This is a genomic window from Bacillus sp. JJ783 (assembly GCF_036963225.1).
Classification (GTDB): Bacteria; Bacillota; Bacilli; order Bacillales; family Bacillaceae_G; genus Bacillus_A; species Bacillus_A cereus_U.
On sequence record NZ_JBALMG010000062.1, the window covers coordinates 1 to 26,951 of the forward strand.

A 26,951-nucleotide genomic window follows, 5' to 3' on the forward strand; every position below is an offset into this window, starting at 1 on the left:
CTTCGCTTAATTCGATTATACTGGTGTTTGTTTTATTTTTTTTAAAAACCCCAAGCATCATTCTTCCCCCTGTTTATAAAACGTTTTCATTTTTGTATTCTAATGTAATTATATATTTTTATATACAATTACTCTATAGTATGTGGAATTGTATATAAATTAAGAGAATTCTATGTAGAATTCTCTTAATGGCCTTTATTAATTTTTGCATGTGTTTTAAAGAAAACTGGGAAATGTACATTATATATTACGGTGACTACACGAATAACGAATGTTATTAATAAACAAACATAGAAAGCTAATACGTGTGCCCCCATTGCATGTGTAATTAGGAAACTAACTGCTCCTAAAATAGAAGCAATTGCATATATCTCTTTTCGGAATACATACGGGATATCTTGAGCACAAATGTCGCGTAAAATACCGCCCCCAATACCTGTAATAACTCCCATTGAAACGACTAAAAACGAGGCGTCAACGTGATGTGACATTGCTGCATTTGCACCAATAGCTGTAAATACACCTAAACCAACAGCATCAGAAAGCATAATAACAACTTGAAGTTTATTAATACGCTCAAAAAACATACATGTGAATAATGCTGATAGTACACTTACGAAAAAGTAAATTGGTTTTACAAATGCGACAGGAGGCAGGTTACCAATCATAATATCACGAATAATACCGCCGCCGAGCGCAGTAGCTACAGCTAAACAAAGGACACCAAATAAATCTAGATCTTTTTTCAAACCAACTAATGTACCAGAAATGGCAGCGGCGATAATGCCAAGAAACGTAAATATATCGATTAATAACATGGCTTTAATTCCTTCCCCTTAAAGATGTTCCAGAGAAAAAATATACACTAAAGTTTTGGAAATAACAATTACTTTTCGCTACATGTAGAAAAATGGATGAAATACATAAAGAAAGCGTTTGAAAGTGTTTAGAAAGTAGCAATTGATTAAATTGAAAAAAGTGCGGAAAGATTAATTTTGTAGTTTTTACCGTGGATTAGTTGAAGGGTGTTACAAATGGAATGATTTATATATTATTATAAAATGATAAGAAGTATTTTGTTGTTGTCGAAAATGAGTCAAGGTGTGTTAGATAGTTTTTATTGGAGCAGGGAAGGATAGTTAAAGCACAATGTTTTCTGTTATTAATAATGCTTGATTTGACTTGTTTAGGCATAAAAAATAGTTCTCAATTTAAATATGAGTTATGTTATAATTGCTGGGTGTGTTTAAACGATAGAAAACTATGATTAAAAGATAATGTAAAGATTTTGTATGGAGGTCTTGGAATGTTAGCAAATCAAGCTAGGGTTAGATTTGAGCATTTTTTGCTCTTTTTTATTATTTTACAGCCTGTTTTGGATTTATTAACCTCTCTTAGCATTGAGTTATTAAAAGTAAATGCGACAGTTGGAATTATGGTGAGATTCCTCATTATGGCAATGGGTGGTATTTATATTTTAATTCAGGCAAAAGAAAGAGAAAATAGGAAGTTTTTGATTTATCTTGTATTACTAGGAGTTATATTGGGAATAGGATTTATTAATAACAAGTTAATCAAGAGTCCTATTGTAATCACAGAAGAAGTTAAATTCATTGGGAAAGCATTATATATATATATTATGCTTAGTTCATACATTTTAGCTTTAAAATCACTGAAGAAGACAGTAAATATTAGCGATAAAGTTAGAAATAACATTGTGTATTCAACATTAATTATTAATGTTATTATGGTTATTTCTATTACAACTTCTACAGACTTTGGAAGTTATGAGTGGATGAAAGTTGGTTCCCGAGGATGGTTCTATGCAGGTAATGAACTAGGTTCAATCTTAGCTATTATTTTCCCTATTGTGGTACTATATTCTATTCAAAAAACAAAGAGCGTGAAACACATTTTATACTGGATTCCATCGCTGTTAATGATTTACTCTTTAATTCAAGTTGGTACGAAAGTAGGGATGGGCTCAATTGGTGCTACGTTAGCGGCAGCAATCGGGATTATCGTACTACAATTATTATTTGATAGAAGAAATCCAAACAAAAAGTCTCTTGTACTTAATGGATTAATTGCTATTGTCCTATTAGCTGGTGTTGTCGGAACGTTTAAAATGACGCCATTAGCACAAAATATGGGTATTCATAACAACTATTTATCAGAACAAAATGTAGCGCAGCAAGGTCAAAAAGAAAAAGAAATTAAAGAGAAAATTAAAAAAGAAGAAAAACAACATAAAGTTGAGAAACCAGAAGAAAAGGCGAAGGTAGAAGCTGAAGTTAAGAAAGAGCTTGAGAAAGAGCAAAAGAAAGAAAATCAAGAAAATCTTATTTTCAGTGGACGTCAAGTATATGAAGAGAGACATAAGCAGTTCTTTAAAGAAGCGCCGATGTCACAGAAACTGTTAGGAATGGGTTACGCAGGTAACTATAAATATAATGAACAAAAGCAGCCAGATCCGAAGCTAATTGAAATGGACTTCCATGATTGGTTTTATGATTTCGGAATTATTGGTTTTGCGTTAATGATGATTCCATTTATTTATTACGGCTTCAGAATCTTAATAGCATTTGTTACAAGATTTAAGGAAATATTCAATGTGAAATATGGAATGATTTCAGCAAGCTTAGTATTAGCACTAGGTATTGCATATATCGCAGGACATATTTTGACGGCACCAGGAGTTGGGATTTACTTTGTAGTGTTGTTAGCTTATCTAATTGTAGACTTAGAAATTGAATGATAAAAATAAAAGCTAACTTTTGTTAGCTTTTATTTTTTAGTACAGTAAAATAAAGATAGATGGAAATGTAGCGAGGATTTAAAGGAGGAAAAAATATGAGGATATTGCATATGAATGCAGGAGCAGAAGATGGTGGAGGAAAAACACATATTATTTCACTTCTCGATCAGTTCCCAACTGGTGAAGTAGAATTAGCAGTATTTGAGGATGGAATTGTTGCGAAAGAAGCAAGAGAGCTAGGAATAAAAGTTCATGTGTTTTCACAAAAATCTCGCTATGATTTATCCATTTTAAAGAACATAAGTGAATTCATTAATAAAGAAAAATTTGATGTAGTTCATACACACGGTCCTAGGGCGAATTTCTTTGTTTCTCTAATGAGGAGGAAATTCGCGGCAAAATGGGTAACGACAATTCATAGTGATCCATTTCAAGACTTTACTAAACAAGGCTTAAAAGGTTGGATTTTCACTAAGTTAAATTTGAAAGCTTTAAAAAATATAGATTTATTTTTTGTTGTAACGAATAGGTTGAAAAAAAGCTTAGCGGCATTAGGTATTTCAAATGAAAAGATGCATGTCATTTATAACGGGATTGAATATGATCAGGAAAAAGCAGATGGCTATAATAAAAAGGAAATGTTTAATATTGACGAAGATGTGTTTACGGCAATCCAAGTAGCGCGTCTGCATCCTGTTAAAGGACATGAAGTTTTATTCGATGCGTTACAACAAACGAAATTGGAAAAAATTAAAGTGTTATTAGTTGGTGATGGGCCGTTAGAAGGAGAATTAAAGGCATTAGCTACTGAAAAAGGGATTAATGATAAAGTTGAATTTTTAGGGCATCGTCAAGATGTAAAACAATTATTTGCATCATCGCATGTAAACTTATTAACATCACATAGCGAAGGATTCCCATTAGTTCTGTTAGAAGCGGCAAATCAACGCGTTCCATCTATCGTGACGAGAGCGGGGGAAATCGAACCGTTAATTGCAGATGAAACTTACGGATGGATTGTGCCAACTGGTGATGGGAAAGCATTGGCGGTGGCATTAGAAGAGGCGTATGATAAGTGGAAGACTGGAGAATTAGCAGCAATGGGTAAACATATTTATGAGCATGCTACTCTGAATTTCTCACTACAAAAGTTATATGAAGATACGAAAGAAACATATAAGCGATTAATAGAGAAAAACCTTTAATAATAGAGAGGATAGTTAATTATGGCAGTACAAACAGTTGATATTCTTGGTGTTCCTTTCTCTACAATGACAATGGATGAGACGGTCCAATATTTAAAGGAACAATTAGAAGTGGAGCAAACTCATACCTTTCAGGTAGTAACAGCAAACCCTGAAATTGTTATGTGTGCAAAAAAGGATGAAAAATTCCATAAAACATTATTAAATACAGATTTAATTACACCTGATGGTATCGGGGTTGTTAAAGCAAGTGGTATGCTTGGTACACCTTTAAAAGAGCGTGTGGCAGGTTTTGACTTAATGTGTAATTTATTAGCGAAGTTATCGGAAGAGAATAAACCAGTATCTGTTTTCTTATTAGGTGCAAAACCACATGTTGTACAAGCTGCATCAGAGTATGTAACGAAGACGTATTCGGCGGTATCTATTGTGGGTACACAAGATGGGTACTTTAAACAAGAAGAAGAAGAGAATATTGTTTCTCGCATTCAAGAAGCAAAACCAGATCTATTACTTGTTGCGCTTGGTTTCCCAAGACAAGAAAACTTTATCCAAAACAATAAGCATCGTTTAGAAACGAAAATGGCTGTTGGAGTAGGCGGTAGTTTAGATGTGTGGGCCGGAGAGGTAAAACGTGCGCCCAAATGGATCCAAGCTATTAACTTAGAATGGTTTTATAGATTATGTAGTAATCCAACACGCTGGCGTCGTCAGTTAGTATTAGCCGAGTTTTTAAAAGAAGTAATGCGTTCAAAAAAGTAGCGGAACATCGCTACTTTTTTTATTTGTTTATTTTTGATAAACATTTTACTTTTTGGGAATGATGAAGGAGAATTTTTTATACGAAAGTATTTTACTTATGCAATACACACATGTAAAATGATGTGTAAAGACACCTGTGTAAGGAGGACTTCTTGTGAGCAAGGTAAAAGAAATTTCGAAGCGAAAGCTACTTGGTATAGCTGGACTTGGCTGGCTATTTGACGCAATGGATGTTGGAGTGCTTTCATTTGTAATAGTGGCGTTGCAAAAAGAGTGGGGATTAAGTACTCAAGAGATGGGTTGGATAGGTAGTATTAACTCAATTGGTATGGCTGTAGGGGCTCTCGTTTTTGGGATACTATCAGATAAAATAGGACGGAAATCGGTCTTTATTATTACATTATTACTATTTTCTATCGGTAGTGGCTTAACGGCTTTAACGACGACACTCGCGATGTTCCTCGTTTTACGCTTTTTAATTGGTATGGGACTTGGCGGGGAACTTCCAGTTGCATCTACCCTTGTATCGGAGAGTGTTGAAGCGCACGAACGCGGGAAAATAGTTGTACTATTAGAAAGCTTTTGGGCTGGTGGTTGGTTAATCGCAGCTCTTATCTCATATTTTGTTATTCCTAAATACGGTTGGGAAGTTGCTATGGTATTAAGTGCAGTTCCAGCGTTATATGCTTTATATTTAAGATGGAATTTACCCGATTCTCCAAGGTTCCAAAAGGTTGAAAAAAGGCCATCTGTTATTGAAAATATAAAATCGGTTTGGTCTGGAGAATATCGTAAAGCAACAATTATGTTATGGATTCTATGGTTTTGTGTTGTCTTTTCCTATTATGGAATGTTCCTTTGGTTACCTAGTGTAATGGTACTAAAAGGCTTTAGTTTAATAAAAAGTTTTCAGTACGTACTTATTATGACTTTAGCTCAACTTCCGGGATATTTCACAGCTGCATGGTTTATTGAACGTCTTGGTCGCAAATTTGTATTGGTTACGTATTTAATTGGTACAGCATGTAGTGCTTATGTGTTCGGAATTGCGGATTCATTAACAGCATTAATAGTGGCGGGTATGTTACTATCCTTCTTTAATTTAGGTGCTTGGGGTGCATTATACGCTTATACACCGGAACAGTATCCAACAACTATTCGCGGTACAGGTGCAGGAATGGCAGCGGCATTTGGACGTATTGGTGGTATTCTTGGACCACTATTAGTAGGGTATTTAGTTGCTTCACAAGCGTCACTATCGCTAATATTTACGATTTTCTGTGGATCAATTTTAATTGGGGCACTTGCTGTAGTTATACTCGGTCAAGAAACGAAACAGAGGGAATTAGTATAAAGTGAAACTTTAATCAGTGGGTGTTTTGTCCATCAACCACTGATTATTAGACCGCACCAATCGGGATAAAAGAAAAGGGAACCAAAGTGGTTTCCTTTTTTCTGTTTTTTTAGATAAATAATGGTATAGTAAGAAAAAGGGATTGTTTCTTACTAAAGCGAATGTATACAACAAGACATATGGACAAAGGAATTAGGTGGCTGGATAAATGAAAATCTTACTTATCATGGGAGAAACAGAAGAGCGAAGAAAATTAGTTGAGAACTTTACTGAAAACATTCGAAATGTAGAATGTTTTGAAGCGGAAACTGGAACAGAATCTTTGCTAATAATGAAAAAACATACACCTGATTTTGTTTTTTTAAATTCGCAATTAATGGATGGTACTGGTTTTGAATATTCGAGTTTGTTACGAGAAGTGAATTGTTATACGAAATTTATTTTTATTGGTGAGGATATAGAAGAGGCAATTACAGCTTTTCGTTTCCAAGCATTTTATTATTTATTACGACCATTTCGTGAAGAAGATTTACAGTTCATTTTATATAAAATGGGGAAAGAACAAGGTGAGAAAGCAAAGAGTCATTTGCGTAAATTGCCGATAGAAGGCCATGAGGGGATTAGATATATTTTCCCAGAAGATATTGTATATGTAAGTAAAAATAAGGAAAACAAAACCGTTTCAATTTATACAACGAATAATCAGTATATTTCAACATATACACTCCAAGAATTAGAAAATAAACTAAATGCATATGATTTTTTACGTGTACATAAAAGCTATTTAATTAATATGTCGTATGTACAAGAACTTAAACCTTATTATAATGGCACGTATAATTTGCATTTAGACAGGTACGATGAGCAACCGATTCCAGTAAGCCGCAATTATGTAAAACGACTTCGAAATAAAATTGAACTGTGACAAGTAATGAGAGAATTTCAACATGATAATCTAAAAATCCTTCATGATAAGGAGGATTTAAGTTAAGTATTCAGAAAATTTAGTACAATCTCCACTAAGAAGTAGTAATGGGGGGATTGTATGTGAAAATATTGAAGTCAATTTTACTTTGGGGAGTTATTGCAGCGCTAGGAGCATCTGCTTTTGGTGTAATAGCGTTATCGCAAGGTGAGACAATTAATGCTGTATGGCTATTAGTTGCTGCTGTATCAGTGTATGCGATTGCGTATCGCTTTTATAGTAGATTTATAGCGAGGAAAGTTTTTGGTCTAGATAATAATAGACAAACACCTGCTCATACGTTAAACGATGGCAAGGATTATGTTCCGACAAATAAATGGGTTTTATTCGGACATCACTTTGCAGCGATTGCAGGGGCTGGTCCTTTAGTAGGACCGATTTTGGCGGCGCAGATGGGGTATTTACCTGGGACAATTTGGATTATTGTTGGGGTAGTTATTGCTGGAGCTGTACAGGATTTTGTAATTTTATTTGCTTCAATGAGACGTAATGGTAAATCATTAGGAGAAATGATTAAAGATGAGATTGGTCCTGTTACAGGATTAATTGCAATGATTGGTATTTTAGGTATTATGATCATTTTATTAGCGGTATTAGCTTTAGTAGTTGTGAAGGCGCTTGTTGGAAGCCCATGGGGAATGTTTACAATCGCAGCAACGATTCCAATTGCTATTTTAATGGGAGTTTACATGCGTTACATTAGGCCAGGGCGAGTAGGAGAAGGATCAGTAATCGGTATTGTTCTGCTAATCTTATCTCTTATTGGAGGACAATATGTAGCAGAAAATCCAACGCTTGCAAGTATGTTTACTTTTAGTGGTGAGACAATTGCTATTATGCTTATTGTATATGGATTTATTGCATCGGCATTACCGGTTTGGATGTTATTAGCACCACGTGATTATTTAAGTACATTTTTAAAAATAGGGACGATACTTGGGTTAGCAATCGGTATTTTAGTTGTAGCACCAGATTTAAAAATGCCAGCAGTTTCGCAATTTATCGACGGGACAGGTCCTGTTTTCTCCGGCAATTTATTCCCGTTCTTATTTATTACGATTGCCTGTGGTGCAGTGTCTGGATTCCATGCTCTCGTTTCATCTGGTACGACGCCAAAAATGATTGAACAAGAAGGCCACGCAAAGCCAATCGGTTATGGAGCAATGTTAATGGAATCGTTTGTAGCAGCGATGGCAATGATTGCAGCTTGTGTATTAACACCAGGAACTTATTTTGCAATTAATAGTCCTGCAGCACTTATCGGTACGGATGTATCGCAGGCAGCTCAAGTTATTTCTTCATGGGGATTTGCTATTACACCGAATGAATTAAAAGATCTTGCTGTTAATGTCGGAGAACAGACCATTTTATCACGTACAGGTGGTGCACCAACATTAGCAATTGGTATGGCGTATATATTTTCGCAAGTAATGGGCGGAACGGCGATGATGGCATTTTGGTACCATTTTGCTATTCTTTTTGAAGCACTATTTATTTTAACAACGATTGATGCGGGAACACGCGTAGGGCGATTTATGATTCAAGACATTTTAGGTCATGTATATAAGCCGTTTGCGAAAACAGATTCAACATTAGCAAATGTGATAGCTACAACACTATGTGTACTAGGATGGGGGTATTTCTTATACCAAGGGGTAATAGATCCGCTTGGTGGAATTAATACATTATGGCCACTTTTCGGTATTGCAAACCAAATGTTAGCAGGTATTGCATTATTACTTGGAACGACAATTTTGTTCAAAATGGGAAAAAAGGCATATGTTTGGGTAACACTTATTCCGACTGTCGGATTGCTTATTGTAACAATGACAGCAGGTTATCAAAAGCTATTTCATGAAAATCCCAAAATAGGATTTCTATCACATGCGAAAGTATTCCAGGGAGCATTAGATGATGGGAAAGTATTAGCTCCGGCTAAAAATATTGCGCAAATGAAACAAATTATTTTGAATGACTATATTGATGCAGCGCTTTGTGGAATTTTTATGATAGTTGTAATCGCTGTATTAATTTCTGCACTTCGAATTTGGATTCAAGTATTAAGAAATAAGCCAATGCCGTTAAAAGAGGCACCATATATTCCAAGAGATGAAAGTGAGTCGAGGAACTATGCTTAAAAGTTTACGGAACGTATGGGGAAAGAGAAAGCAATTTATTAGTTTACTTGTCGGAGTTCCAAGTTATGAAACTTATGTAAATCACATGAAAGTACATCATCCAGAAGAGAAAATTCTATGTCAAAAGCAATTTTTTGCTGAGGCACAAGAAGCTAGATTTAATGCAAAAGGCGGAAAGATATCGCGATGTTGTTAATGGAGGGGACGAAATTTCGTCTCCTTTTTTATTTTGCTTTTTGCTGTTCCACGTGGAACAATAAAATAAAAAAGTTTGGGAATTATAGGTATTTCGTAATACAATAACATATAGAAAGTGATAGATGGAAAAGAAAAAGTAGGGAGATTATTTTATGTTCAGAGATCTATTTGTAAATATGACAATCATTCTTTCCTTTATCTTTGTAGGTGCTCAGCTTTTAAGAGATAAGCCGTTAAAAGAAGGGTTCTCTTTTTGGCAGAAATGTTTGGTCGGTATTTTAACTGGAATATTAAGTATATTATTGATGCATTTTGGTGTACATATTGAAAATATTATGTTGGATTTACGTTATTTAGCAGTTATTTTGGCAGTTATAATTGGTGGCCCAATAGCTAGTAGTATAACAGTTATGATCATTTTAATAACTCGGATAATTTTTACTGAGTACTCTTTAGCCTCTGAATTGGCCGGATATACTATCGTGGCAATAGGGATTGGCGTTACCCTCATTTGGCGGATAAAGATTTCTATATTTCCAAAATGGATATGGTTTAATGTGTACAGTTTGTCTATTTTAATACTACCACTTTATATTTTATTTAAGGATATATATGTAGTGGTATTATATTTAGTTTGTTGTATTGTAGCGGCATACATCACATTTGTAAGTGCAAGTTACGTATTGCAATCCAATGAATTGTTTCAAAAGATGAAGCATTATGCAACGATAGATGCATTAACGAATCTAGGAAATGTAAGGCAGTTTGATTTAGAGATGAATCGCCATATTGGTAACAAGTATATGAAAAATGATTCACTTTGTTTATTACTTATCGATATTGATCACTTTAAGTATGTAAATGATACGTATGGACATCTTGCTGGGGATGAGGTATTAAAACAAGTGGGGCGTATTTTGTTAGAGAATGCACCATTCCCAAATTTAGTCTTTCGAAAGGGTGGCGAAGAGTTTGCTCTGTTGTTACCAAAAAAGAGATTAGCATTTGGAACTCGTATAGGGGAACAAATTCGACTAGCCGTTGAAAATCATCCATTCCAACTGAAAAATGGAAAAAAAATTAAAATCACAATTTCTGTCGGAATTTCAGAGTATAAAAAATCACCTGATCAATTTATTCAATCAGCGGATGATGCATTATATTATTCAAAAAGAAATGGTAGAAACAAGGTTAGTTCAGCATCATAGGAATTCGGGGAGTAATTTAAAACATTTCTGCAAAGTAATTAAAACCCACAGAACAATAAATGTTCTGTGGGTTTTAATCTATTTTTAAATTTATTAATAAAAAGCGTTATGTTAGACAAGTTCTTTCGGTGCAACGAATTTGCGGTATGCACCGTGATGTGTTGGTCCTACATATTCGTTAATCTTAAATGAATGACGAATTGCAGCTGTGATGAATTCTTTCGCAGTTTTTACTGCTTCTTTCACAGTTTTTCCTTTTGCAAGTTCTGCTGTAATTGCAGCAGAATATGTACAACCTGCACCGTGTGTATTTGTCGTATCAATCTTTTCAGATTCTAGAAGATCGAATGTTTCGCCGTCATATAATACATCAATAGCGGTTTCTGTGCCTAGTTTGCTACCACCTTTAATCAGTACGTATTTAGCGCCTAAAGCATGGATTTTTTTTGCAGCTTCTTTCATATCCTCAAGAGAATTAATTTTCACACCACTTAATTGATATGCTTCAAATAAGTTTGGCGTTACAACTAATGCCTTTGGAACAAGAACGTCACGTAAGCAGTCATTTGTTTCAGGATGTAATGCTTCATCTGCTCCTTTACATACCATAACAGGATCAACTACTACATTTTCGAAATTGTGCTTTTCAATTGTTTCCGCAACCATTTCGATAATTTCTACTGATCCAAGCATACCTGTTTTTAAAGCATCTACGCCAACGCCTTCAATTGTTGTTTCTAATTGTGGTTTTAATGTAGAAGCCGCAATTGGGAATACGTTATGTGCCCAACCGTTATGTGGGTCCATTGTTACGATTGTTGTAAGAGATGTCATTCCATATACGCCAAGTTCTTGGAATGTTTTTAAATCTGCTTGTATACCAGCACCGCCACTTGTGTCAGAACCAGCGATTGTAAGTGCCTTATTTAATGTCATTATGAAAGCCCCCTCAAGTGATATAATGAAAACTATGTTTTCACTATTATATCAATGTTACGAATAAGTACAAAGTGAAAAGTAGATGATTTACTTGAGAAGCGATTTAAAATCTTGTATGTAGGAGACTTGATATGTTTCGAGATAATCGTACAAATGAATTAGTTATATTAAAAGAAATTGCAGAAACGCTAAATACATCAAATGATACCTACCATGTATTGCAAGCGGTCCTAGAAAAATTACTAAGTGTAACAGGTTTAACGACAGGATGGATTTTTCTTGCGGATGAAAATGGGAGGTATACAAAGTTAATTGATTATCAGTTACCAGAGGCACTTACATATGAAAATAAACGCCCAATGTGTGAAGGTGAGTGTTGGTGTTTACGTGGTTTTGTAGATGGGAAGCTAGAGCGCGCGGTTAATATTATTGAATGTAAAAGAATTAATAATGCAATTGAATATAATTGGGGAGATACGGAAGGAATTCTTCATCATGCTACGGTTCCTTTAAAGGCCGGAGGGGAAAAAATTGGGGTATTAAATGTTGCAAGCCCAGGTAAAACACATTTTTCAGAAGAAGAATTGGTTTTGCTCCAATCCGTTGCTTTTCAAATCGGGACGGCTTTAAAGCGAACCAAATTATATGAAAATGAAAAACGAAGAGCACATTATTATGTGAAATTGGAACGTTTTATTCAAGTGTTAAAAACGATTCATAAGTTTAATGTATTACCTGAGAAAGTGGTAAATCACGTGGGTGAAGTATTTCAATGGAATCAAGTGGCGTTTTTTATTAGAGAAGAAACAGAATTATCTTTGCGAGCGTCTTATGGTCAGGAAGAGTTACAGGAAGATGTGAAAGAAGCAGCAAAGAAGGCATTAGAAAAAGATGAGCCTGTTTTATTAAAACGTCAAATTGGTCATATTGTACATCCAAATAGGGCCGTTATCGCTACGCCAATACATATTCAAAGTCATATGTTTGGTGTCTTGTGTGTTAGTTCAAATAATGGAGAGTTTGATGTTAATACAATAGATGTAATGCAAGCTCTATCGAATCATATTTCGTTAATAATAGAGAATTTAAGATTAAATGAGCAACGCCGTGAACTTGTACGGATGGAAGAAAGAAATCGGTTAGCAAGAGATTTACATGACTCAGTTTCACAAAAATTATTTTCATTAACTTTTATGACGAAGGGTGCTGAAGCTGTTTTAAAAGGCCAAAATGAAAAGGTAGATAGTTCTTTGTATGAGATGCGTGAACTAGCGCAAGGTGCTTTGAAAGAAATGAGGACCTTGATTTGGCAGCTTCGTCCGGCAGGATTAGAGAAGGGGTTATTACCAGCTCTAAAGCAATATGGCGAAAGTTTGGGATTGAAAATTCGGGAACAGGTTACTGGTGTTCGTGATTTGCCACGCGTAGTAGAGGAAGCGCTATGGCGAATTGGACAAGAATCTTTAAATAACGTAAGTAAGCATGCGAATGTACGAGAAGCGACGATTTATTTCAAGGTGACGGAGAAAAATGTATCATTAGAAATAATCGATCAAGGAAACGGCTTTGAAGAAAAGGATATAAAAGAGAAGAAATCACTTGGTATGACTACGATGCGTGAAAGAGTAGAATTAGTTGGTGGAACAATTAAAATTGTAAGTGATAAGAAAAGAACAAGTGTAAAAGTAAATGTACCATTATGATGTGAAAATGAGGGAATTTTGTGAAAATAAAAGTATTGTTAGTTGATGATCACACAGTTGTTTTAAAAGGATTGGCATTCTTTCTGAGTACACAGGAAGATTTTGAATTAGTTGGGGAAGCAAACAATGGGAAAGAAGCGTTGGTGAAAGTAGGCGAAACGAGTCCAGATGTCGTATTAATGGATTTATACATGCCTGAGATGGATGGAATTGAGGCAACAGCTTGTATTAAAAAAGAATATCCAAACGTGAAAGTAATTGTATTAACTAGTTTTTCTGATCAAGCTCATGTATTGCCGGCACTAAAAGCTGGGGCAAGCGGTTATATTTTAAAAGATATAGAACCAGATCAGCTTGTTGAAGCTATTCGAAGCGCGTATAAAGGTAATATTCAATTACATCCAGATATAGCAAATGCCCTTCTTTCTCAAACTTTACCACAGGAAGAAAAAGAAGAAGAACCTTCCGTTCAAGTGGATGTGTTAACAGCGAGAGAAAATGAAGTATTGCAGCTATTGGCGAAAGGGATGAGCAATAAAGAAATTGCTTCTGTTTTAGTTATTACAGAAAAAACGGTAAAAGCTCATATGAGTAGTATTTTGAGTAAGTTACATTTATCCGATCGCACACAAGCAGCATTATATGCAGTGAAAAATGGAATTGTATAAGACGAAAGTCGTAAGACCTAGTCCGCCTTTAGAAGGTGGACTTTTTTTATGGGAAAATACGTCTATGTGAGGACGAAATTGTCTTGATATAAAGATAAAATGTATTTGTAAGCAACAACAATTACAAGGGAGTACCCTTTTTTCGTAAGTAATATATAACAACATAAGAGTGAGTAGTAGGAGGAAAAGAATCATGGCAACAGTTTTATTTGTAAAAGCAAACAACCGCCCAGCGGAACAAGCAGTTAGTGTGAAATTATACGAGGCATTTTTAGCAAACTATAAAGAAGCACATCCAAACGATACAGTAGTAGAACTTGATTTATATAAAGAAGAATTACCATATGTAGGCGTAGATATGATTAATGGTACATTCAAAGCAAGTAGAGGATTTGGTTTAACAGAAGAAGAAGCAAAAGTGGTAGCAGTAGCTGATAAGTATTTAAATCAATTCTTAGAAGCTGATAAAGTAGTTTTCGGTTTCCCATTATGGAACTTAACGATTCCGGCCGTATTACACACGTATATTGATTACTTAAACCGCGCTGGTAAAACGTTTAAATATACACCAGAAGGTCCAGTTGGGCTTATTGGAGATAAGAAGATTGCTTTATTAAATGCACGCGGCGGCGTATATTCTGAAGGTCCAGCAGCTGAAGTGGAAATGGCTGTTAAATACGTAGCAAGCATGATGGGCTTCTTCGGCGCAACAAACATGGAAACAGTAGTTATCGAAGGACATAACCAATTCCCAGATAAAGCAGAAGAAATCATTACAGCAGGTCTTGAAGAAGCGGCTAAAGTAGCAAGTAAATTTTAATTAAAAACATAATCGTCACTCGAAAAAACAGCATTAACATTTACATGTTAATGCTGTTTTTTTTATATTAGTTTGTAGTTTCGTTACGTTTAGGAAGCGGAAATGCATTGCCAATTGCCGCAGCCCCGAGCATCGGTAATAATAAATTGAGCGGGAAAAACATGAGTAATAGTAATGTTATAGCTATTGGTTTTCTTAATGCATAGCTTGAAATAGCTGTCGTGACGATGGCTACGGAAGATATTGGATCTATAGGCAGAATAGAAGCTATAGCGTATCCGATACTTGATCCAGCAAATATAATGGGGAAAATATGTCCGCCACGCCAACCCGTATTTAAACAAACGGCAGTAATACATAATTTTAAAATTCCTGAAAGAAGTAGTACCCAGAAGGATAAATGGCTCCATTCAATGACTAAATCTTTTAATTGATGTTCCCCTGAAAATAACGTATACGGGAGGAAAGTTCCAGTAATCCCGAGTAAAATACCGCCGATAATTCCAAGTGATACTTTGTATTCCCTGAAGGGGTGGATTAATTTCTCTAATGCAAATTCTAATTTGAAATAAAAGAAACCAACTATAGCACCAATGCTAGCAAGTGGTAGAAAGGCGATCCATTCATTAAGAGCAAGAGACCCTTCCCCAAAATCAACAATAAAGGATCCACGACTATCGAGTTTACTAAGTAATAAGTAAACGGAAAAACCAGCAAAAGTGGTAGCTAAATATACAATTGCTTTTTTTCCTTTAGAAAATTCGTTAATTTGTTCACCCTCATTTTCATTCGGAGCTAAGTAACCAAATAATGGTGCATTAAAAATGACACTTAAAGTAGCACCAATTCCAACCTCTGTTAGTTCATTCATTCCCTTTAAAGCAAATTTAAAGCGATCTCCTACCCATGTACAAAGTCCACCGATAATTCCAACAAGTGCAGCTTCTGGTCCTAAACTAGCTCCAAATATTAAAACGATAATCGCAGTTAAAGTAGCTTTATGTACAAAACTATATTCAATTCTACCTGTTTGTTTATATTCAGCCATTACTTCCGGCATAAGACGTGGGTATGTGCCGAAGTGTTTTTGTGTTAAACCAACGAGGATACCACCGATGATTGTTACACAAATGGTGTAATAAGGAGGAGAAGAGAAAATAGTAGGTAAGTATCCCCAAATAAAGTGAATTCCGATATTTATTGTAACTAAAAATAACCAGACTGTAGCTCCTACTATAGAGCCCAAAAGAAGGCCATATAAGACGAGTATATAGTGCATGTCCTTTTTATTTGTCATGTTGTACCTCCATTATGTAAGTTTTAATGTAGAAAGGATTGAATATGCTAGTGTGAAATGAATTGAATATATATAGTATCTTTTTGAGAGGTTGGCTTATTCAATATATTGAGATCTCATAAAAATTTGAAACCAACGCGGTTAAACCACTTATTTAATTCTATATAGTGATCGGAGTTTTTAAAAGGTCTTTTTCAAATGAATATGGAATATATTTCTTTTGTTGTTTAAATTAAATTCCTTACATTTAATTTAGAACATTCAGAAAAACTATTTGACATTAGGAAATTATTGCTATAAAATCAACGGTAATTGCATAGTCTTATCAAGAAAAGGTGGAGGGACAGGCCCGATGAAACCTTGGCAACAGCCGTATAACGGAATTGTGCCAAATCCTGCAGGTAATAATCCTGAGAGATAAGAAAGAGCCTTAGAGCGTGTCTTCAAACTGCTCCTTTCTTGTTTTCAGGAAAGGAGCAGTTTTTTATTTTGCATTAAAAGAAGGGAGAATGAGAGATGGGAGAATCATGGGGAAAGGGAACGATTTGTGTGCAAGGTGGCTATACGCCAAAAAATGGTGAGCCGCGTGTTTTGCCACTTTATCAAAGTACAACGTATAAATACGATACGTCAGATGATTTAGCAGCACTATTTAATTTAGAGGCAGAAGGATATATATATACGCGTATTGGAAATCCTACTCTAGCTGCATTTGAGCAGAAGTTATCAGATTTAGAAGGCGGTGTAGGGGCTGTTGCAACAGCTTCTGGGCAGGCAGCTATTATGCTTGCGGTTTTAAATATTTGCAGTAGTGGAGACCATTTACTTTGTTCTTCAACTGTTTACGGAGGAACGTTTAATTTATTTGGAGTGAGTTTACGCAAGCTTGGCATTGATGTTACGTTCTTTAATCCTAATTTAACGGCAGATGAAATTGCGGCACTTGCTAATGATAAGACAAAACTTGTTTATGCAGAATCGTTAGGAAATCCAGCAATGAACGTTTTGAATTTCAAAGAACTTTCAGCGGCAGCAAAAGAATTAGAAGTACCCTTTATCGTTGATAATACATTGGCGACGCCTTATTTATGCCAGGCATTTGAATATGGGGCAAATATCATTGTCCATTCCACAACGAAATATATTGATGGCCATGCAAGTTCTTTAGGCGGCATTGTAATAGACGGAGGGAACTTCGATTGGACAAATGGAAAATACCCTGAGCTTGTTGAACCGGATCCGAGTTATCACGGTGTAAGCTATGTTCAAAATTTTGGAGCAGCAGCGTATATTGTGAAAGCACGCGTTCAGTTATTAAGAGACTACGGAAACTGTATGAGCCCATTCAATGCATATATTAGCAACATTGGCCTGGAAACATTGCATTTACGAATGGAGCGTCATAGTGAAAATGCTCTCGAAGTTGCTAAGTGGCTTGCTAATCATGATTGCATTGAATGGGTGAATTATCCAGGGTTAGATAGTAATGAAAATTACTCGTTAGCACAAAAGTATTTGAAAAAAGGTGCTAGTGGAGTTTTAACATTTGGTATTAAAGGCGGATTAGAAGCAGCAAAAGAATTTATCGCAAATGTAAAACTCGCAACTCTTGTAACGCATGTAGCTGATGCAAGAACTTGTGTAATACATCCTGCTAGTACGACGCACAGACAATTAAGCGCAGAAAATCAGCGTTTAGCTGGCGTTACATCTGATTTAATCCGTTTATCGGTCGGTATAGAAGATGTTTCTGATATTATTGCAGATTTAGAAGCAGCGCTAGTCGGAGGCAAACAACATGCCGATCATAATTGATAAAGATTTACCAGCTCGCAAAGTATTGCAGAAGGAAAATATTTTTGTAATGACGAAGGAGCGAGCAGCAACACAAGATATACGTGCTTTGAAAATTGCTATATTAAATTTAATGCCTACAAAGCAAGAAACAGAGGCGCAATTACTTCGTTTAATTGGAAATACACCGCTGCAATTAGATGTTCATTTACTTCATATGGAATCGCATCTGTCTCGCAATGTAGCGCAGGACCATTTAACGAGCTTCTATAAAGCATTCCGTGATATTGAGAATGAAAAATTTGATGGACTCATTATTACAGGAGCACCAGTTGAAACTCTTTCTTTTGAAGAAGTAGATTATTGGGAAGAGCTTGGACGTATTATGGAGTATTCAAAAACAAATGTAACATCTACGCTTCATATTTGCTGGGGGGCACAAGCTGGTTTGTATTATCACTATGGTGTGCCGAAGTATCCCCTTGCGAAAAAAATGTTTGGTGTATTTGAACATGAGGTTCGCGAGCAACATGTGAAATTGTTACAAGGGTTTGATGAAGTGTTTTTTGCTCCGCATTCTCGTCATACAGAAGTACGAGAGAGCGATATTGAACAAGTGAAAGAATTAACGTTATTAGCCAATTCTGAAGAAGCGGGTGTTCATCTTGTTATTGGGCAAGAGGGAAGGCAAGTTTTCGCACTGGGACACAGTGAATATAGTTGTGATACGTTAAAGGAAGAATACGAACGGGACCGACAAAAAGGGTTAAATATTGATGTGCCAAAAAATTATTTTAAACATAATAATCCAGATGAGAAGCCAATTGTTAGGTGGAAGAGTCATGGGAATTTATTATTCTCTAATTGGCTGAATTATTACGTGTATCAAGAAACCCCTTATATATTGTAAATAATGATTGTGTAACACGTGGTAGCGTTTTATTTGTAAAGATTAACCCTTATTTTTCCGAATGTTCAAAATACATTATTTTTCAGATTTTTTGTCTATATAATGGCATCTAAACACAATTTTTGAGGGGTGGACAGTATTATGAAAGAAATTCAAGTTGGGTTATTAGGTCTTGGGACAGTTGGTAGTGGTGTAGTTCGTATTATTACAGATCATCAAGAACGACTTATACACCAAGTAGGTTGTCCAGTGAAAGTAACGAAAGTGTTGGTGCAAAATATTGAGAAAGAGAGAGAGGTAGAGGTACCTTCTACTCTATTAACACAAGATGTGAATGAAATTTTAGATAATCCTAATATTGATGTTGTCATCGAAGTAATGGGCGGCATTGATGATGCGAAAGCATATATTTTACAAGCTTTAAAAGGCGGGAAGCACGTTGTGACTGCAAATAAAGATTTAATGGCGTTACACGGAGCGGAACTCTTAGCGGTAGCAAAAGATAACAAGGCTGATTTATTTTACGAAGCAAGTGTAGCTGGAGGGATTCCAATTTTACGAAGCATCGTAGAAGGACTTTCTTCAGATCTTATTACGAAGGTAATGGGAATTGTAAATGGAACGACAAATTTTATTTTGACGAAAATGTCAGACGAAGGGAGAGCATATAACGACGTGTTAAAAGAAGCTCAGCAGCTTGGATTTGCAGAAGCAGATCCAACATCAGACGTAGAAGGTTTAGATGCGGCAAGAAAAATGACGATTTTGGCTACTCTCGGTTTCTCTACAAATGTAGAGCTTGGAGATGTGAAGGTAAAAGGAATTACTTCTATTACAGCAGAAGATATTGAATATAGTAAGAGCTTAGGCTATACAATTAAATTAATTGGTCTTGCAAAGCGAGATGGCGAGAAATTAGAGGTTACAGTTGAGCCAACTTTACTTCCAAATGCACACCCTCTTGCGGCAGTGCAAAATGAATATAATGCTGTCTATGTGTATGGTGAAGCGGTAGGAGAAACGATGTTTTATGGTCCGGGAGCAGGAAGCTTACCGACAGCGACAGCTGTTGTTTCTGACCTAGTTGCTGTAATGCAAAATATTAGGCTAGGTGTAAACGGAAATAGTGCGGTATCCCCGCAGTATAAAAAGGTACTAAAAGAGTCAGATGAAATTATTGTGAAAAAGTTTTTAAGACTTCATGTGAAAGACGAAATTGGTGTATTTGCAAAAATTACATCATTGTTCTCTGAGCGCGGTGTTAGTTTTGAAAAGATTATTCAAATGCCACTTGAAGAGAAAGGGAAAGCAGAAATCGTAATTGTAACGCATCGTGCTTCTCTTGCGGATTATGAGTACATTCTACATACATTGCAATCGTATGAAGAAATAGATTGTGTGAAAGCAAACTATCGGATTGAAGGAGATGCTAAGTAGTATCTCTTCTAATAAAACGAAAAACCCTATCAAGCGGCTTGCTTAATAGGGTTTTTTCTATTTAAAATCTGAGTACCAACTTGAATAAAAGCTTGAATAATCCAACCTGTTGTAAAGGATAAGATAATTGTTCCAAAATAGATTGGCCCATCTAATAAGAAGCTTAATGTTAAAAATAAAAAAGCTAATGAAATTTCTGTTCTTCTAAATGTCCATTTCTTTTTCTCGGCAACAGTTAAAACAAAAGCCTCTTGAGGTGCTGCGCAAAGGTTTGTAGAGACGTAAAGACCAATTCCGGCTCCGATGAATAGATTTCCGCAAATAAGTGTTATATATTTTGGAAGAGAGCGGATAGCATCCATAATAGTCGTAATAGAACCAACCCAATCAACAAAAAGAGAAATAAGAATCATTGTGACAATTGTGCCGATTGTAATTTGTTTTTTGTCCCAAAAGAGTACGATCAGGGTAAAAACAAAGTTAATCATGAAAATCCAAAAACCAATACTTATCCCAAAATTTTGATATAGTGCAATAAAGAAGGAATCATAAGGGCTAAGCCCAAAGGAAGTAATTGTCGTCATCATATTAATACCGATGGCGAGAATGAGTAAACCGCCAATGAAAAATATATATTCTAGTTTGAATCGAAGCATAGTTGTATATCCTTTCAAAATGTATTTGCTAAGAAAGGATATACTGTGGAAAGCTTACCAGGTCAAGCGAGAATTTTTGAGGGGAAGGGGAGAATGAGATGACGAATATAAGAAAGATTGCTGAACTTGCTGGGGTATCTGTTTCAACTGTTTCACGTGTACTCAATAATCATCCGTATGTGAATGAACAGAAACGAAAAGAGATTTTAGCGATTATTGAAGAATTAAATTATACGCAAAATGTGAATGCGATTCATTTAGTGAAAGGAAAAACGAATGTAATTGGCGTTTTATTGCCGCACGTAAATGATCAATATTACAGTGCCATTATTGGGGGGATATCAAAGGAAACCGCAAAGAACAATTATAATATGATGCTTTGCCAGACAAATTATAGCGAAGAAAAAGAGCTTGAAATTTTACATATGTTAAAAATGAAAAAGCTTGATGGAGTAATTATATGTTCACGGACAAATAGTAAGGAAAAACTTGAAGAGTATACGAAGTTTGGTCCAATTGTGATGTGTGAAGAAATAGATTCGAATTTCATTTCGAGTGTACATATTGATTACTACAAAGTATTTTTGCGCGGGATGAAAAGCTTAATAGATGCTGGTCATACACGTATCGGATATTGCATTGGAAGAAGTAATAGTATTAATAGCCAGAGGCGAAAAAAGGCGTATGAGGATTCACTTCAACAGATTGTTGTAACACCGTTAGATGCCTGGAAGTTTAAAGGCTGTTTTACGGTGGAAGATGGGCGTAATGTAGTCAGGGAATGGGCTAGTATGTCTGTAAAACCGACGGCGTTTCTTGTATCTTGCAATCATATTGCTGCAGGAATGGTAACGGAGGCGAAAAAACAAGGAATTCGTATCCCAGAGGATATTACGATTATCGGATGTGATGATCAAGAGGTAGCAGATATATTAGGTATTACGACGATTTCGCATTCTAGTAAAAATGTTGGTGTAAAGGCATTTGAATTATTATATGAAAAGATTAATGATGAGGAAATAGATGTGAAACATGTAGAGTTATTACCAAATTTGGTAGATAGGGAAACGACATAATAGAGAAGGTGTGAAAATCGCTTTTCGAAAATTCGTTTGGTATAATTATGGACAATCTATAGGGGCTAAAAGGGGTTTTGATATGAGATCAAAATTAGTAAAAGTAATTCTACTCATTACAATTGCATCTTTCTGTTTATTTGCATACGGTTTTGTTTCGGGTGTGAATGATGTATTAAATCCGAAAGCTTCAAAATTAATTACGAAGACTGGCGTAGTGGAAAAAGGGAAAAAGAAAACGGGAACGTTACAAATAGTTAGTTTAGGTGATTCATTAACGCGCGGCGTTGGTGATAAAGAAGGAATTGGCTATATTGGACGAATGAAAGAGGATTTACAAAAAGATTATAAACAAAAAGTTGCACTAACCAATTTGGCAGTTAGTGGTGCGAAAATGCCCGATTTATTAAAACAAATTGAAAGCAGCGGAGCTCAATATTCAATTAAGCAAGCAGATGTAATTGTTTTAACAATTGGAGGAAATGATTTGTTCCCAGGATGGGAATCGCTCGGGAAAATAGATTTAGAGACGTATCGTCCTGATACGGAAACGTTTCAAAATGAAGCAAAGAAAATTATAGAAGAAATTCGTAAATTAAATACAGATAGCCCTATTTTTTGGCTAGGTTTATACAATCCTTTTGAGGATGTAGAAGATTTAAGAGGTTCATCAAATATTGTTGTTGATTGGAATGCTTCTTTAGAGAAGTTAGCATTAAATGATAAAAATGTATATATTACACCGACATTTGATTTATTCCAAAATCGCGGAAAAGATTTATTATACTCCGATCATTTTCATCCGAATGAAGTCGGCTACACATATATGGCAGAGCGATTAGTCCAAAACGTCGTAAGTAAATTAAAACTAGAACAAGGAGGGATAAAATGACGATGATACTTTCCGTACGAGACGTGAAGAAGGTAATGGGAAAGAAGACACTTGTAGAAGACATTTCATTTGATGTAAAACAAGGAGAAGTGTTTGGCTTCTTAGGGCCGAACGGGGCCGGGAAAACGACAACAATTCGAATGTTAGTCGGACTGATTAAAGCGACAGAAGGTACTATTTCTATTGGTGGTTATTCTATTAAGGAAAATTTCAGAGAAGCGATGCGTCAAATTGGAAGTATCGTTGAAAACCCAGAGCTTTATACATATTTAACGGGATGGGAAAACTTAAAGCAATTTGCGCGCATGCTTGGTGATATATCAGATGAACGTATTATTGAAATTGCAAAAATGGTTCATTTAGATGAGCGTATTCACGATAAGGTAAAAACATATTCCCTTGGTATGAAGCAGCGGCTTGGAATTGCACAGGCGCTACTTGGAAATCCGAAATTGCTCATATTAGATGAACCGACGAATGGTTTAGATCCAGCTGGGATTAGAGAACTTAGGGAATTTATACATAAGCTTGTAAAAGAAGAAAATATGAGTGTATTTATTTCGAGTCACTTGTTAAGTGAAGTGCAAATGATATGTGACCGTGTGGCTATTATTCATAAAGGAAAAATGATAACAGTTGCACCTATTGAAGAGTTGATCAAAACAGCGAGTGATCGTGTGGAATGGGTCGTTACACCGGTTTCCAAAGCGAAAGACATGTTAGACGCTGCTGAAGAGGTAGAGGAAGTTAGTATAGAAGATGAGCGTTTACTATGTCGTATGGATGTTGCGTCTATTAGTGTTTGGAATAAGCACTTTGTAGAAAACGAGATAGATGTACATAGCGTCAAAGAGCTTGTATTTACGCTAGAAGATTTATTTATTGAACTCACAAGGGGTGAGCAACATGCGTGAATTTGCGAATCTAGTTTTAAATGAATCAGAAAAGATTTATCGTAAGAAACGGATTGTTGTTGTCATGCTTATTTTAGCAATCTTGATTCCGCTTTTTGTGTATGCTCAGTATCGTGAAATAGAAACAACGCAAAAAAGGCTTGGTACGACCGATTGGAAAGTATCATTACAGCAACAAATTGTTGATTCCCAAAACCGCTTGAACAATTCTAGATTGCCAGAAGAATGGCGTGATTGGCTAAAAGTAAGAGTGGAACAGCAACAATATTATTTAGATCATAATATTAATCCGACTGCACCAGGGGCACCAACATTTGTGAGGGCGTTTATTGAACAAGGAATAACGTTATTTATTCCATTGCTCGTTATGATTGTCGCCATTGATATTGTTTCAGGAGAACGAAGCGATGGTACGATGAAAATGCTTCTGACGAGGCCTATTCGGCGCTGGAAAATACTCCTTAGTAAATATGTGACGATGCTATTTTTCATTTCGCTCATATTGCTTCTTGTCGGTTTATTTGCTTACGCATTATCAGGGATTGTATTTGGATACTCTGGATGGAACTTACCTGTTTTAACTGGATTTGTTATTGATAAGGAAACATTGAATACGAACTTTGTCCATCTTATTCCGCAGTGGCAATACATTTTAATGGCGTACGGATTAGCTTGGTTTGTTGCCATTGTGGTTGGAACTATATCATTTATGGTTTCTGTTTTAATTCGAAATACACCAGCTGGAATGGGCGTTATGTTAGCTGCGTTAATCGCAGGGGGCATTTTAAGTTCATTCGCAACGTCTTGGGAAGGTGCGAAATACATTTTTAGTGTCAACTTATCGTTAACGGATTATTTATCAGGAAAACTGCCTGCATTGCAAGGATTATCAATGGGATTTTCTTTAATGAATTTAACGGTTTGGGCAGTAGTATCTCTTATCATTTCATTTGTAGTATTTACAAGGCAGGATATGGTGAATTAATTGGATAGGAAGTGAAGGAATGGAAAACATTTTGCAGAATGATTGGGGACCATTACTGGGACCGGAATTTGAGAAAGAATACTATCAAGCTTTAGCTAACTTTTTAAAAGAAGAGTATGAGGAGCATGTGATTTATCCAAAGAAAGAAGATATTTTTAACGCTCTTCAGTATACAAGTTATGAAAATACAAAGGTCGTTATTTTAGGACAAGACCCATATCATGGACCGAATCAAGCGCATGGCCTAAGCTTTTCTGTACAACCTGGCATTAAAACGCCGCCGTCATTGTTAAATATGTATAAAGAACTTCGAGATGAATATGGTTATGAAATTCCGAATAACGGTTATTTAGTAAAGTGGGCGGAGCAAGGAGTTTTATTATTAAATACTGTGTTAACGGTTCGTCAAGGTGAGGCGAATTCTCATAAGGGAAAAGGATGGGAGCATTTCACAGATCGCGTAATCGAGTTATTAAATGAACGTGAAAAACCAGTTATTTTCATATTGTGGGGACGTCATGCACAGGCGAAGAAGAAGTTAATTACGAATACAAATCACTATATTATCGAGTCCGCACATCCAAGTCCATTATCAGCAAGACGTGGCTTCTTTGGAAGTAAGCCGTACTCTAAAGTAAATGAGATTTTATCTAACATGGATGAAAAAGAAATCGATTGGCAAATTCCGAATATATAAACGCAAAAAAGGTAGCTAACAATTGTTAACTACCTTTTTACTATTACTGTTCATTTTTTAGTTTTGCATCTAGTACAAACGTACCAAATGGGATAACTGATGCAACAAGTGCACCAAGTGCCCATAAAATTGTTTTACGGTGTACGATTGTTACTTGAATTACCGCAAAGATGAATAGTACGAATAAAACGCCATGAGCCATACCTGTAATTTTAACAGCTGTTGCAAACCCTGCAAAATATTTTAACGGCATTGCTACAAATAATAGTAATAGGAAAGAAATACCCTCAACTAGGCCGATTGCTCTTAATCGTCCGATCGGTGTAGATAACATGAAATAGCCTCCTTTAACGTATGCTTGTATATAGTAAATTTGTATTCTTTTTCAAAATAAAATAGTCTATTTTGTTTCATTATATACAAAAAGAAACTTTACACTACGAGAATAGTGCAAAGTTCAAAATATAGTCACAAAAGCAATGTAATTTAAATAAAAACCTATTTGAAGTATTTGACTTCAAATAGGTTTTATGAATGAAAATATTAAACAAGCGCTTCGCTTTTTAGTACAAATTTCTCTACAACTTTAGCAACACCATCGTTCATATTTGTATCTGTCACATAGTTTGCGATTTCTTTAATATCATCTGGTGCATTGCCCATCGCAACGCCAAGACCGGCAAATTCAATCATCGCTTGATCGTTATAGCTATCGCCCATTGCGATAACTTCTTCGCGTTTAATACCAAGTTTTTGGATTAATTGGTTTAAGCTCGTTCCTTTTGTAACACCATATTCAGTAAATTCTAAGAAGAATGGTTTAGAGCGCATAACGCTTAATTGGCCTTCTAGTTGTTTTTGTAGTTTTGTTTCTACCACTTGTAAGTATTCTGGCTTTTCTACCATTAGAACTTTTACAACTGGTTGTTGTACAGCATCTTTAAGGTTGTTTACCTCTACGATTGGCATACCAGTAATTTGACCTTCAATTTCGGTATAAGAGTTATTTTCTTCAGTTATAATATCGTCACCAATGTATGTATGAATCCATACATTTTCTTCTTTACTAATATCATATAAACTGTGAACGATTTTAGGCGATAATGTACTGCTGAATAATTCTTCATCTGTTTTGCAGTTAATGATTTTTGCACCGTTAAATGAAAGAATAAAGCTTCCATATGCCGCTAAATGTAATTCCTTTGCAATCGCACGCATTGCGAATGTTGGACGCCCAGAAGCAAGTACAACTTTAACTCCTTGCTCTTGTGCTGTCATTAAAGCCTCTTTCGTACGAGGTGAAATGGTATGGTCATCGCGTAATAAAGTATCATCTAAATCTAAAACAATCATTTTATAAGTCATATAGAAAATTCCTTTCTTTGTTGGAATAGAAATAAATTTTTATGAAAATATTGGGGAATATATAGTAAGACATCGAACCTCTTTACATGAAATTAGGAGAAGTTCTGCATTGTTAGTATAAATTATCATGAGCGTGTTGCCCGTGACAATCTATCCCGCTATTTGCCGGGCAGTAAGACTCCCACCTCAA

25 protein-coding genes and 1 riboswitch are annotated in these 26,951 nt (G+C 35.6%); of the genes, 19 read left to right on the top strand and 6 right to left on the bottom strand.

Features of this window, described 5'->3' with window-relative positions; genetic code table 11:
• Nucleotides 1-185: 185 nt before the first annotated feature.
• Nucleotides 186-818, bottom strand: coding sequence for a trimeric intracellular cation channel family protein (locus tag V7038_RS14345; RefSeq protein WP_000924380.1), 633 nt, complete (start codon nucleotides 816-818; stop codon nucleotides 186-188).
• A gap of 488 nt (nucleotides 819-1,306) precedes the next feature.
• On the opposite strand from V7038_RS14345, the gene V7038_RS14350 reads away from it, so the two are divergent.
• From V7038_RS14350 to V7038_RS14385, 8 genes are all read left to right on the top strand, one after another.
• Nucleotides 1,307-2,758, top strand: coding sequence for an O-antigen ligase family protein (locus V7038_RS14350; protein WP_002113166.1), 1,452 nt, complete (start codon nucleotides 1,307-1,309; stop codon nucleotides 2,756-2,758).
• 95 nt (nucleotides 2,759-2,853) lie between these two features.
• The gene (locus V7038_RS14355) at nucleotides 2,854-3,963 is read left to right on the top strand and encodes a glycosyltransferase family 4 protein (RefSeq protein ID WP_002113164.1); all 1,110 of its coding nucleotides are present in this window, start codon (nucleotides 2,854-2,856) and stop codon (nucleotides 3,961-3,963) included.
• 21 nt (nucleotides 3,964-3,984) lie between these two features.
• Nucleotides 3,985-4,725, top strand: coding sequence for a WecB/TagA/CpsF family glycosyltransferase (locus tag V7038_RS14360; RefSeq protein ID WP_000290758.1), 741 nt, complete (start codon nucleotides 3,985-3,987; stop codon nucleotides 4,723-4,725).
• A 154-nt stretch (nucleotides 4,726-4,879) separates the two neighbouring features.
• On the top strand, nucleotides 4,880-6,079 hold the full coding sequence (locus V7038_RS14365; protein WP_335470613.1) for an MFS transporter: 1,200 nt from the start codon (nucleotides 4,880-4,882) through the stop codon (nucleotides 6,077-6,079).
• A gap of 208 nt (nucleotides 6,080-6,287) precedes the next feature.
• A complete protein-coding gene (locus V7038_RS14370) occupies nucleotides 6,288-7,004 on the top strand; it encodes a LytR/AlgR family response regulator transcription factor (protein ID WP_002113162.1) in 717 nt (238 codons plus the stop codon).
• A gap of 122 nt (nucleotides 7,005-7,126) precedes the next feature.
• Entirely contained in the window at nucleotides 7,127-9,202 is a 2,076-nt protein-coding gene (gene cstA, locus V7038_RS14375) for a carbon starvation protein CstA (protein ID WP_002113160.1), read from the top strand.
• Nucleotides 9,195-9,398 carry a YbdD/YjiX family protein gene (locus V7038_RS14380; RefSeq protein ID WP_002113158.1) on the top strand — a complete coding sequence of 68 codons (204 nt, stop codon included), beginning with the start codon at nucleotides 9,195-9,197 and terminating at the stop codon, nucleotides 9,396-9,398. The genes cstA and V7038_RS14380 overlap by 8 nt, the downstream gene beginning before the upstream one ends.
• Before the next feature lie 154 nt (nucleotides 9,399-9,552).
• Nucleotides 9,553-10,608 (top strand): GGDEF domain-containing protein, encoded by a 1,056-nt coding sequence (locus tag V7038_RS14385; protein ID WP_002113156.1) that lies wholly within the window; start codon nucleotides 9,553-9,555, stop codon nucleotides 10,606-10,608.
• Nucleotides 10,609-10,719: 111 nt separating this feature from the next.
• On the opposite strand, the gene pdxK is transcribed toward V7038_RS14385, so the two are convergent.
• Nucleotides 10,720-11,544: a pyridoxine/pyridoxal/pyridoxamine kinase gene (pdxK, locus tag V7038_RS14390; protein WP_002113152.1), complete on the bottom strand. Its 825-nt coding sequence runs from the start codon at nucleotides 11,542-11,544 to the stop codon at nucleotides 10,720-10,722.
• Between the two features lie 134 nt (nucleotides 11,545-11,678).
• On the opposite strand from pdxK, the gene V7038_RS14395 reads away from it, so the two are divergent.
• The 3 genes from V7038_RS14395 (at nucleotide 11,679) to V7038_RS14405 (ending at nucleotide 14,738) form a co-directional block, all read left to right on the top strand.
• Nucleotides 11,679-13,250, top strand: a complete 1,572-nt coding sequence (locus tag V7038_RS14395; protein ID WP_002113149.1) for a GAF domain-containing sensor histidine kinase — start codon at nucleotides 11,679-11,681, stop codon at nucleotides 13,248-13,250.
• Nucleotides 13,251-13,270: 20 nt separating this feature from the next.
• Nucleotides 13,271-13,918 carry a response regulator gene (locus V7038_RS14400; RefSeq protein WP_002016393.1) on the top strand — a complete coding sequence of 216 codons (648 nt, stop codon included), beginning with the start codon at nucleotides 13,271-13,273 and terminating at the stop codon, nucleotides 13,916-13,918.
• 193 nt (nucleotides 13,919-14,111) lie between these two features.
• Nucleotides 14,112-14,738: an FMN-dependent NADH-azoreductase gene (locus V7038_RS14405; RefSeq protein ID WP_070129256.1), complete on the top strand. Its 627-nt coding sequence runs from the start codon at nucleotides 14,112-14,114 to the stop codon at nucleotides 14,736-14,738.
• Nucleotides 14,739-14,805: 67 nt separating this feature from the next.
• Here the strand turns inward: V7038_RS14405 and V7038_RS14410 are convergent, their stop codons facing one another.
• Nucleotides 14,806-16,035: a chloride channel protein gene (locus V7038_RS14410; RefSeq protein ID WP_335470615.1), complete on the bottom strand. Its 1,230-nt coding sequence runs from the start codon at nucleotides 16,033-16,035 to the stop codon at nucleotides 14,806-14,808.
• Between the two features lie 319 nt (nucleotides 16,036-16,354).
• A riboswitch (SAM riboswitch) is annotated at nucleotides 16,355-16,459 on the top strand.
• 92 nt (nucleotides 16,460-16,551) lie between these two features.
• Here V7038_RS14410 and V7038_RS14415 point away from each other — a divergent pair.
• From V7038_RS14415 to V7038_RS14425, 3 genes are all read left to right on the top strand, one after another.
• Nucleotides 16,552-17,850: a bifunctional O-acetylhomoserine aminocarboxypropyltransferase/cysteine synthase gene (locus tag V7038_RS14415; protein ID WP_002113143.1), complete on the top strand. Its 1,299-nt coding sequence runs from the start codon at nucleotides 16,552-16,554 to the stop codon at nucleotides 17,848-17,850.
• Entirely contained in the window at nucleotides 17,834-18,739 is a 906-nt protein-coding gene (gene metA, locus V7038_RS14420) for a homoserine O-acetyltransferase MetA (protein WP_335470617.1), read from the top strand. The genes V7038_RS14415 and metA overlap by 17 nt, the downstream gene beginning before the upstream one ends.
• 141 nt (nucleotides 18,740-18,880) lie before the next feature.
• Entirely contained in the window at nucleotides 18,881-20,176 is a 1,296-nt protein-coding gene (locus V7038_RS14425) for a homoserine dehydrogenase (RefSeq protein WP_002113141.1), read from the top strand.
• Nucleotides 20,177-20,205: 29 nt separating this feature from the next.
• Here V7038_RS14425 and V7038_RS14430 read toward each other — a convergent pair whose 3' ends face one another.
• Nucleotides 20,206-20,832 (bottom strand): YczE/YyaS/YitT family protein, encoded by a 627-nt coding sequence (locus V7038_RS14430; protein ID WP_002113140.1) that lies wholly within the window; start codon nucleotides 20,830-20,832, stop codon nucleotides 20,206-20,208.
• Nucleotides 20,833-20,930: 98 nt separating this feature from the next.
• Here V7038_RS14430 and V7038_RS14435 point away from each other — a divergent pair, with 98 nt between their 5' ends.
• From V7038_RS14435 to V7038_RS14455, 5 genes are read left to right on the top strand one after another with little or no spacing between them, the layout of a single operon-like run.
• Nucleotides 20,931-21,908 (top strand): LacI family DNA-binding transcriptional regulator, encoded by a 978-nt coding sequence (locus tag V7038_RS14435; protein WP_002113139.1) that lies wholly within the window; start codon nucleotides 20,931-20,933, stop codon nucleotides 21,906-21,908.
• 10 nt (nucleotides 21,909-21,918) lie between these two features.
• Nucleotides 21,919-22,800: an SGNH/GDSL hydrolase family protein gene (locus V7038_RS14440; protein ID WP_002113138.1), complete on the top strand. Its 882-nt coding sequence runs from the start codon at nucleotides 21,919-21,921 to the stop codon at nucleotides 22,798-22,800.
• On the top strand, nucleotides 22,797-23,714 hold the full coding sequence (locus V7038_RS14445) for an ABC transporter ATP-binding protein (protein WP_002113137.1): 918 nt from the start codon (nucleotides 22,797-22,799) through the stop codon (nucleotides 23,712-23,714). Before V7038_RS14440 ends, V7038_RS14445 begins: the two co-directional genes overlap by 4 nt.
• The gene (locus tag V7038_RS14450; RefSeq protein WP_002113133.1) at nucleotides 23,707-24,699 is read left to right on the top strand and encodes an ABC transporter permease; all 993 of its coding nucleotides are present in this window, start codon (nucleotides 23,707-23,709) and stop codon (nucleotides 24,697-24,699) included. Before V7038_RS14445 ends, V7038_RS14450 begins: the two co-directional genes overlap by 8 nt.
• A 19-nt stretch (nucleotides 24,700-24,718) precedes the next feature.
• Nucleotides 24,719-25,396: a uracil-DNA glycosylase gene (locus V7038_RS14455; RefSeq protein ID WP_335470619.1), complete on the top strand. Its 678-nt coding sequence runs from the start codon at nucleotides 24,719-24,721 to the stop codon at nucleotides 25,394-25,396.
• 43 nt (nucleotides 25,397-25,439) lie between these two features.
• On the opposite strand, the gene V7038_RS14460 is transcribed toward V7038_RS14455, so the two are convergent.
• Nucleotides 25,440-25,730: a DUF3817 domain-containing protein gene (locus V7038_RS14460; protein WP_002113131.1), complete on the bottom strand. Its 291-nt coding sequence runs from the start codon at nucleotides 25,728-25,730 to the stop codon at nucleotides 25,440-25,442.
• 209 nt (nucleotides 25,731-25,939) lie between these two features.
• On the bottom strand, nucleotides 25,940-26,761 hold the full coding sequence (locus V7038_RS14465) for a Cof-type HAD-IIB family hydrolase (protein WP_002113130.1): 822 nt from the start codon (nucleotides 26,759-26,761) through the stop codon (nucleotides 25,940-25,942).
• Nucleotides 26,762-26,951 lie beyond the last annotated feature (190 nt).